The sequence below is a fragment of the Syntrophorhabdaceae bacterium genome, assembly GCA_035541755.1.
Classification (GTDB): Bacteria; Desulfobacterota; Syntrophorhabdia; order Syntrophorhabdales; family Syntrophorhabdaceae; genus PNOF01.
In genome coordinates this window covers 1-7,244 of the sequence record DATKMQ010000157.1, presented here as the reverse complement: position 1 = coordinate 7,244, position 7,244 = coordinate 1, and the positions used below count along the sequence as shown (strand labels likewise).

The 7,244-nt window shown below is 52.0% G+C and carries 5 protein-coding genes; all 5 read left to right on the top strand.

The genetic code is table 11. From position 1 onward, the window contains the following. The first annotated feature begins 154 nt into the window (after positions 1–154). The 5 genes from VMT62_15235 to VMT62_15215 all read left to right on the top strand — a co-directional run bounded on the left by VMT62_15235 (position 155) and on the right by VMT62_15215 (position 6,754). Positions 155–1,162 (top strand): tyrosine-type recombinase/integrase, encoded by a 1,008-nt coding sequence (locus VMT62_15235; GenBank protein ID HVN97782.1) that lies wholly within the window; start codon positions 155–157, stop codon positions 1,160–1,162. After that, a complete protein-coding gene (locus tag VMT62_15230; GenBank protein ID HVN97781.1) occupies positions 1,146–1,961 on the top strand; it encodes a tyrosine-type recombinase/integrase in 816 nt (271 codons plus the stop codon). The genes VMT62_15235 and VMT62_15230 overlap by 17 nt, the downstream gene beginning before the upstream one ends. A 449-nt stretch (positions 1,962–2,410) precedes the next feature. Then, the gene (locus tag VMT62_15225; protein ID HVN97780.1) at positions 2,411–2,884 is read left to right on the top strand and encodes a helix-turn-helix domain-containing protein; all 474 of its coding nucleotides are present in this window, start codon (positions 2,411–2,413) and stop codon (positions 2,882–2,884) included. Between the two features lie 298 nt (positions 2,885–3,182). After that, entirely contained in the window at positions 3,183–5,225 is a 2,043-nt protein-coding gene (locus tag VMT62_15220) for a recombinase family protein (protein ID HVN97779.1), read from the top strand. Between the two features lie 329 nt (positions 5,226–5,554). Next, positions 5,555–6,754: a hypothetical protein gene (locus VMT62_15215; GenBank protein ID HVN97778.1), complete on the top strand. Its 1,200-nt coding sequence runs from the start codon at positions 5,555–5,557 to the stop codon at positions 6,752–6,754. Positions 6,755–7,244 lie beyond the last annotated feature (490 nt).

The window sequence follows — 7,244 nt, the reverse complement described above, 5'->3', positions numbered from 1 at the left end:
TCGCCTATGAACGGTATCCTTCTTCACAGACCGATACGATAACGGGCTCGCCGATCAACTTCTTCCTGCTATGCGTCACAAAATTGATTGACCTGTACAACCGCTAAGGTCATCATTTTCCTGCTTTTTCTTGAAAAAGGGAAAGGAGGAAAGAATGACCCAGACACAGGCATCCATCCATGAACCAAGCGAAAGCGCAGTATCAGGTGAGCATCGTGCACAGACGCCGGTCAATCATATCCTCGAACGTCTTTCACCCCTGGAGTTTCCGGCCAAGGACCAGCTCGCGAACTACCTGCGTCACAAATCACGCCTGAACCACAAACGGAGAACGCTGGACAGTTCCTTCACCTCAACCAGACTCTTCCTCGACTTTTACAGGGAGTTGGGCAAGGAAGATCTGAAGGACCTGGAACGTGGCGATCTTGAAGCCTTCATCGAGCACGAGCAGGACCGGGGCCTCAAGATTTCAACGGTAAAGACTCGGATGGCTTCCCTCATGGCGTTTCTCCACTTCCTGGTCGAACAGGATCTTATTCCCGCGACTGCCACTAAGAAAACGATCAGGTTCAAGCTTCCCGATGCACTTCCCAGGGCGATCGCCCCCAAGGATCTGCGAAAGCTCCTCTGTGCGATCCACAACACCCGGGACCGGGCCCTGATCCTGTTACTCTTAAGGACGGGGATCAGGATCGGTGAAGCCCTCGGCCTCACCCTCAATGATATCGATCTTCGGGATCGAAAGGTTCATCTCTTCCAGGGAGAGAAAAACAGCATGGGGAGGGTGGTCTACTTCTCGGATGATGCCTTCTTCGCCTTAAAGCGCTGGCTCAAGCGACGGGACCCCGGGAAGCAGTTTCTCTTTTACGGCCAGACCGACCGGCCCCTCTGCTACAGCGCCGCTGCAAGCCGCTTCAAAAAGTACCTCACCCGAGCCAAGCTTACTGACAAGGGTTACACGGTGCATTCGCTTCGCCATACCTACGCCTCCGAGTTGCTCAACGCCGGGATGCGTTTGGAATGCCTTCAAAAACTTCTGGGGCACCAGGACATCGAGATGACCGGCAGGTATGCCCGGCTCACCGACAAAACCCGGAAGGAGGAATACTTCCGGGCCATGGCCAAAATCGAGAAAGGAGAGATCGATGGAGATGATCGATAGATACCGGCGGTCGTTGAAGAGAAAGAACTATGCGGCGCACACCGTGAAGGCCTACCTGAACGCCCTTGCCCAGTTCACCCGCTGGCTTGACGTCCCGCTTGAACGCGTGACCCGCAGCGAGGTGGGAGTCTATGTGGATCACCTCTTTTGGAAACGGTTGAGTCCGAAAACGGTCACGTGCCCTTTGCAAATCATCAGAGGTTTCTATGAGTATCTCATCCATGAAGAAGGGATGGCACTGACGAACCCTGTCACCAAAATCTCCATCCGCCTGCCGAAACCGTTGCCCCGCCATCTCAAGGACGAGCAGGTTGCAAATTTCTTGTCTGTCATCACGAAGGCGCGTGACCGGGCGATGTTGATGCTGATGCTGCGCTCGGGCTTGAGGGTGGAAGAGGTTGCCCACCTCACCGTCGATGCGGTAGAATTCCAAAGGAGAGAGCTCTTTGTCTCAAGCGGCAAAGGCGCCAAGGACCGCATGGTCTACCTCAGTGATGATGCCTGCGTTGCCCTTGCCGCCTACCTTGAAAAACGATCATCGAAGGCGAAACAGCTCTTCCTGGTCGAGAAGGGGCCGATGAAGGGGAACCCGATCTCCGTCCGCGGCATCCAGAAGAGGATGGAGTATTATGCACGAAAAAGCGGATTGAACGTGTCGTGTCATTGCCTTCGTCATACCCTCGCAACCCAGCTCCTCAACGCCGATGCCGATCTCTCTTCCATTCGGGATCTTCTGGGACATGCCCATATCACCACCACAGAGTTTTTTAACTGCATCCCAGCAAGATCTGGGACATAAGACCTTCCGAATTACCCACCCATTCCACCCCTATAGAGATATCGATCTCGAGACAGTGGAAGTAAGGCGATTGCCAGCCGAGTGTCGCGTCTTCTTTTTCAATCCCAATGGGCGCAAGTCTTCCGTTCCGCTGGACTGGACGGATATTGCAGCGCCGGATCCGTTCATCCTCCTCTCGGGTGAACGCACGTTGTTCCGAGTCGAAGATCTCCTCGGACTGGCGCGTCTTCTCGGTGAAATCGGAAGAAGGCGCCCTAAGCGACGGAGCAGTGCTGTAAAGTAAATTATGCCGCAAATGTAAAAGTAAATTTGCCGCATGTGCTACGTATATACCGATAATCAGTTTATATATGCTTTTAATATTGATACATTAAAGCAAATCTGACTTGACATTGACCAAGATATGCGGCATAATTATATTAACTATCTTGATCAGAGGGGGAATGGAAATGGGACGTGCCCAAAAGCCAGACGACGAAAAGTTAAAGCGGTTGAAGGAATACGGCGCTTTCAATCCTCATCCGGAGAAGGTCACGGAAGAGATGTTTTCGGACCCAAAGTTCGATTTCTTTGATCCTCATGATCTCGTCCAGGTCAAGTATGAAATGCTGCGAGCCGTCGATAAGGAGGGCAAGTCGGTAAAACAGGCATCTGAAGCTTATGGTTTTTCACGGCCGGCGTTCTATAAGGCGCAATCTCAGTTTAAGAGTGGTGGCGTGAGCGGACTTATCAGAAAGCGTCCGGGGCCTAGGTCTTCCCACAAGATAACTGATGAAATCCTGGTCTTCATCGAGGGAAAAACAGAGGAAGGCAAACCGCTTCGTTCCAGAAAGCTGGCGTTGTTGATCAGGGAGAAATTTGGAAAAGACGTCCATCCCCGATCCATAGAGCGCGCCATGGTACGGAGAAAAAAAAAGGAATAAAGATGTGTCCCCGGCTTACCAGCACAGAATTAACTGAGGGCGCCTTAGTGCAATATGAGTCATTGCGTACACAGGTATTGCGAGAAGAAGCGTCTCTTTCCATGCGTAGCCTGGGGATGGCCCTGTTTATACACCATGGAATGCTTGCCTGGGCTGAAATGTATCATCAATGCAGGCCGCCTTCAGATGCAATTTTGGATAAGCATCCTCAGATTTCTGCCCTTCAACACGGAACAAACTCAGAAATGATAAAAGTCATGGCGAACCTAATGGTATCCAATCTGAAAGGGGATCAATCATGGAGTTCTCACGACGTCCAGATCAGAAGGTGACATCAACCCACCTAAAAAGGCAGGCGTACTGCTATATCAGGCAATCTACCCTGAAGCAGGTCTTTGAGAACACTGAAAGCACAAAACGCCAATATGCCCTTCGCGAACGAGCGATCTCGTTGGGATGGCCCGTCGCGCAGATTGTGACCATAGATTCGGACCTGGGCGAAACGGCCGCCTCCGTAGCTGATAGAAAAGGATTTCAATGCCTGATGACGGAAGTGAGCCTAGGACATGCGGGACTCGTCATGGGCCTGGAAGTTTCACGTCTGGCGCGAAACAATGCCGATTGGGCACGGCTCCTGGAGATCTGTGCTATAACCGACACCCTTATTCTTGATGAGGAAGGGGTCTATGATCCAACCGATTTCAACGATCGACTGCTTCTCAACATGAAAGGAACTTTTTCTGAAGTAGAGCTTCACGTGTTAAGATCGAGGCTAAGAGGGGGCGCTTTGAACAAAGCCCGACGGGGTGAGTTCAAGACGCGGCTGCCGACCGGATTTGTTTATGATCACAACGACAAAATCATACTTGACCCGGACCAGCAGGTTCAGCAGTGCTTTCGTTTGTTCTTTGACATTTTTGAACGGACGGGGGCAGCATTTGCCACGGTTAAAGCGTTCAGGGAAGATGAGATGAAGTTTCCCTACCGTATCCATTACGGCCCCAACAGAGGAGACCTGCAGTGGCGGCCATTGACTTACAGCCGTGCGCTGGTGGTTCTAAGAAATCCGCGCTACGCTGGAGCATACTATTACGGACGACAGCGATCCCGGAGAAAGGTGGATGGATCAATAACCTTTTTTCAAGTTCCTCAAGACAAGTGGCTGGTGCTGCTGAAGGACGTCCATTCTGGTTATATCTCGTGGGATCAATATGAAGGGAACTTACGTCGGATACGGGAAAATGGGATCGCCTATAACAACATTGATAGGAAAACGCCGCCTCGTGAGGGAGAATGTCTTTTGCAGGGATTGGCGATTTGTGGGAAATGTGGACAGCGAATGACAATAAGATATAAATACCAACGTACACGACAGGTCGACCCGGTTTATCTCTGTCAGCGCAATCGCATCGAAAGGGGGGAAAATAGTTGCCAATACATACCCGGGGCTGGTGTCGATGAAGCGATTGACAAGCTCCTAATGGAATCGGTCACCCCGTTGACACTGGAAGCGGCTCTGGAGGTCCAGCGAGAACTGGAAGGCCGTTTTAAAGAAGCTGACAAACTGCGCAAGCAGCATGTGGAGCGGGCTGAATATGATGCCAATCTCGCCCGACGACGTTTCATGCAGGTCGATCCCGATAACCGGCTTGTTGCTGATACACTTGAAGCGGAATGGAATGGTAAACTCAAAGCCCTGCAAGAGGCAAAAGACCATTATGAAAAGCATCGCCAATTGGAATCAGATAACCTGAAGGTCGAGCAGCAGCAAGAAATACTCAAACTGGCCAGAGAGTTCCCGAAGTTGTGGAAGGATCCCAAAACGCCACTCCGCGAGAAGAAGCGGATGATTAGGTTCCTAATTGAAGATGTGACCATGATCAGAGGAGAAGACATCACGCTGCACGTGAGGTTTAGAGGCGGCGCCAAGAAAACCATAAAGGTCCCCCCTCCGTTAAAGGGATGGCAGTACAACGTTGTGGACTCGAAGATCGTCGAAACGGTAGACGAACTCCTGAGCGACCATAATTATGGTGAAATTGCGGCCATCCTCAACCAGGGCGGTTTCAAATCCGGCCAGGGTCGCCGGTTCGACAGGAGAGTCGTAACTGGGATCGTCCACGGGTATAACCTCAAGACCCGGTATACAAGATTGCGAAATACCGGGAAGCTGACTGCGGAAGAAGTGGCGAAGCTATTGGGAGTATCGATTCAGACAGCACGAGCTTGGGGAAAGAAAGGCAAAATCAAGACCTACCCCTACAATGGCCGAAACGGATGCCTTTATGAGCATCCCGGAGTTAACTCGCCACTCATGAAGAAAATGGGCGCAGGCCGTTGATGATATAGGCTTTAATCCGACATCTATCACTCGGGAGATCGTGAGGCATAGTATGGAAACTGGATCACGACCCAACGCTACTGCCGGGTCGCAAACCTCAAGGTCCGACGGGACTACGACAAAGCCATGGAAGTGGTCCTACAACGGATGCAGGCGTTGGAGGAGGAGGATGAGGATCCCCGAAGCCACCCTCATGAACACCGAGGGTACAGAGGACCGATGGCGGGAGATCACAGGACCCGTGGCGAAGAAACGATATCGCCGATCCTCGTGTTGAAAAAGAGAAAAGAAGCGGGGGACGTTGGAGAACGACAAGAAAGGGTTGCTCCATGAAAAGCAAAACAAACCATGAGGAACTGGATGCATTGATGGATGAGATCATCATCGACGCTGACGGCGATGACGAACAACTCTGGGCCTTCCGGCAGGGACTTGAAGACGAACTTGGGCTTCCCAAACAGGCCTTTGTCATTGGAGAGGCGGTGACCGTACTTACCATTGACTATGAGGGTAACGAGCGGCGCGGATTGACCGCGCGCTGCCGGCGTGAGGACGGCACTGAATACCAGGTAGCTGCGTGTGATTTGTTCTTCCCGAGAGGCACGATGGCCGCCCGCTCTATCGCTGCCTACCGTAAGTGGCTCGGAATCGAACCGTATGCTCAAGGCAAGGTCCCTGCTAAGCGCAAACCCCAAAAGGCAACGGAGGAGGATCTCGACCTGACCCACGATATTGAATTGATTGCCCTGGCGGTGAAGGGAAATGCTATCTCCTGCCGCATCCTGGGAAAGGGAGATGTCACACTCCGGTCCACGCGCTCCTGGGATGTCGTGCCGGGTGAGTTCATCACAGTCACGCCGCGAAAGAAGTGGCGCTACGCAGGACATCCCTATCTCTCCGGAGAAATCAAGGCCTGGCGCCTCGATGTCGCTGCCCTCGGTCTTACGCCCCTCAAACTTGAAGACGAGGGGATGTGGCTCCCGCACGAGCACTACTGGGGAGAACCGGATACACCGATCGAAGACTGGGCGAAACCAATCATCGAGCGCGGCCCGCGATCTGCGTATGTGATGGAACAGGTGATCCCCGGCGAAGATCCGGACGATCCTTACACAGATCCCATACTCGAATCGGTTGAGTTAAAAGAAGCCGGTGACTACGGTGAGGCAAACCGTACACTCATGAACCTTCTCATTGCAGATCTCCGTTGTCTCGATGCGCACGCACACCTCGGCAATCTTGTCTTCGATCACGAACCGGAGAAAGCCATCCGTCACTACGAAGTCGGGGTGCGGATCGGAGAGCTCTCCCTTGGAGAGAACTTCGAGGGACTTCTTCCCTGGGGGCACATCAACAACCGCCCATTCCTTAGATGCCTCAATGGCTATGGTCTCTGTCTCTGGCGACTCGGCCGGTTCAAAGAGGCCGATGACGTTTTTACCCGCATGCTCTGGCTCAACCCGACAGACAACCAGGGTGTGCGCTTCCTCATCCATGACGTGCGCAACGGTGAGGCGTGGCATGAATAATAGTTGATCCTTAGAAAAACCAAGAAAGCAAAAACAGCGGGTTTCCGAACTCCGCGCGCACAGCGGCAAAGCCAGAACCCTGTGGAACTATGGAAAGCTGTCTCACCTTCTCACAGTTCCTCAGTACGGTAGCAACACGGATGGTTATCTATTATGATAGCGACGGCCCTAAAGAACAAAGAACTCTCTTGACAGCGAAACACAGAAAACAGATAATGGAAAACGGTATGTAACTAACTGATATACCAAGAAAAAGCAGCTTTTGTTACGTATAGCTTCCTGAAGTCTTGTTTTCGTACTTCCTTTGCTCGATGCAGGAGTCCAACCCGTAATCAATGATTTCGTCATGGCTGAACCCATTCGCATTATTTGTTTGACAAATCTTATTCCTTTTGATAGAAAATAAGTCAAAATGGGTCACTCGATAAAGCCAGACCCTCCGTGAGAAGGAAACGGAAAGCGGCGGGTCTCCGGGAAGCCACCGGCTGAG

What these genes read in the sequence shown, in the direction of transcription:
- VMT62_15215 (HVN97778.1), top strand. Translation starts at nt 5,555, where the DNA reads ATGAAAAGCAAAACAAACCATGAGGAACTGGATGCATTGATGGATGAG.
- VMT62_15235 (HVN97782.1), top strand. Translation starts at nt 155, where the DNA reads ATGACCCAGACACAGGCATCCATCCATGAACCAAGCGAAAGCGCAGTA.
- VMT62_15230 (HVN97781.1), top strand. Translation starts at nt 1,146, where the DNA reads ATGGAGATGATCGATAGATACCGGCGGTCGTTGAAGAGAAAGAACTAT.
- VMT62_15220 (HVN97779.1), top strand. Translation starts at nt 3,183, where the DNA reads ATGGAGTTCTCACGACGTCCAGATCAGAAGGTGACATCAACCCACCTA.
- VMT62_15225 (HVN97780.1), top strand. Translation starts at nt 2,411, where the DNA reads ATGGGACGTGCCCAAAAGCCAGACGACGAAAAGTTAAAGCGGTTGAAG.